1 protein-coding gene is annotated in these 1,676 nt (G+C 49.7%); it reads right to left on the reverse strand.

What is annotated here, in order from left to right; all coding sequences use genetic code 11:
* Positions 1-1,676, reverse strand: a 1,676-nt coding sequence (locus tag FZ941_RS10575) for a hypothetical protein (protein WP_187418423.1), incomplete at both ends; no start/stop codon positions are given.

Below are 1,676 nucleotides of genomic sequence, written 5' to 3' on the forward strand. Positions count from 1 at the left end.
CTGAAGCACTTGCACTTACTGAGACTGATTGGCTCAGACTTACTGAAACTGAAGTGCTTGCACTTACTGAGACTGATTGACTCAGACTTACTGAAGCTGAGGTGCTCTCACTTGTTGAAACAGATTGACTAGAGCTTACTGAGGCTGAAGCACTCTCACTTGCTGAAACAGACTGGCTAACGCTCACTGAAACCGAAGCACTTTCGCTTGCTGAAACAGACTGACTTGCGCTTACTGATGCCGAAGTGCTCTCACTTACTGAGACAGATTGGCTAGAGCTTACTGAAACCGAAGCACTCTCGCTCGCTGAGACTGATTGACTTGCGCTCACTGACGCAGAGATGCTCGCACTTACTGAGACAGACTGGCTAGAGCTTACTGAAACCGAAGCACTCTCGCTCGCTGAGACTGATTGACTTGCGCTCACTGACGCAGAGGTGCTCTCACTTACTGAGACAGATTGGCTAGCACTTACTGAAGTTGAGGCGCTTTCGCTTGCTGAAACAGACTGGCTCGCGCTTACTGATGCAGAGGCACTTGCACTTATTGAAACAGACTCACTTGCGCTTACTGACGCAGAGGTGCTCTCACTTACTGAAACAGACTCACTTGCGCTTACGGATGCTGAAGCACTTGCACTTACTGAGACTGATTGACTTGCGCTCACTGACGCAGAGGTGCTCTCACTTACTGAGACAGATTGGCTAGCACTTACTGAAGTTGAGGCGCTTTCGCTTGCTGAAACAGACTGGCTCGCGCTTACTGATGCAGAGGCACTTGCACTTATTGAAACAGACTCACTTGCGCTTACTGACGCAGAGGTGCTCTCACTTACTGAAACAGACTCACTTGCGCTTACGGATGCTGAAGCACTTGCACTTACTGAGACTGATTGACTTGCGCTCACTGACGCAGAGGTGCTCTCACTTACTGAGACAGATTGGCTAGCACTTACTGAAGTTGAGGCGCTTTCGCTTGCTGAAACAGACTGGCTCGCGCTTACTGATGCAGAGGCACTTGCACTTATTGAAACAGACTCACTTGCGCTTACGGATGCTGAAGCACTTGCACTTACTGAGACAGATTGGCTTGCGCTCACTGACGCAGATGTGCTCGCACTTGTTGAAACAGATTCGCTACTGCTTACGGATGCAGAGGCACTTGCACTTGTTGAAACAGACTGGCTTGTGCTTACTGATGCCGAAGTGCTCTCACTTACTGAGACTGATTGGCTAGAGCTTACTGAAACCGAAGCACTCTCGCTCACTGACGCAGATGTGCTCGCACTTACTGAGACAGATTGGCTAGCACTTACTGAAGTTGAGGCGCTTTCGCTTGCTGAGACAGACTGGCTCGCGCTTACTGATGCAGAGGCACTTGCACTTGTTGAAACAGACTGACTAGAGCTTACTGACACAGATGTGCTCGCACTTACTGAGACAGACTGACTAGAGCTTACTGAAACCGAAGCACTTGCACTTGTTGAAACAGATTCGCTACTGCTTACTGAAACCGAAGCACTTGCACTTGTTGAAACAGACTGGCTCGCGCTTACGGATGCTGAAGCACTTGCACTTACTGAGACAGATTGGCTTGCGCTCACTGACGCAGAGGTGCTCGCACTTACTGAGACAGATTGGCTTGTGCTCACTGACGCAGATGTGCTTGCACTTGTT

It is taken from the genome of Streptococcus sp. Marseille-P6264, assembly GCF_902460355.1.
Classification (GTDB): Bacteria; Bacillota; Bacilli; order Lactobacillales; family Streptococcaceae; genus Streptococcus.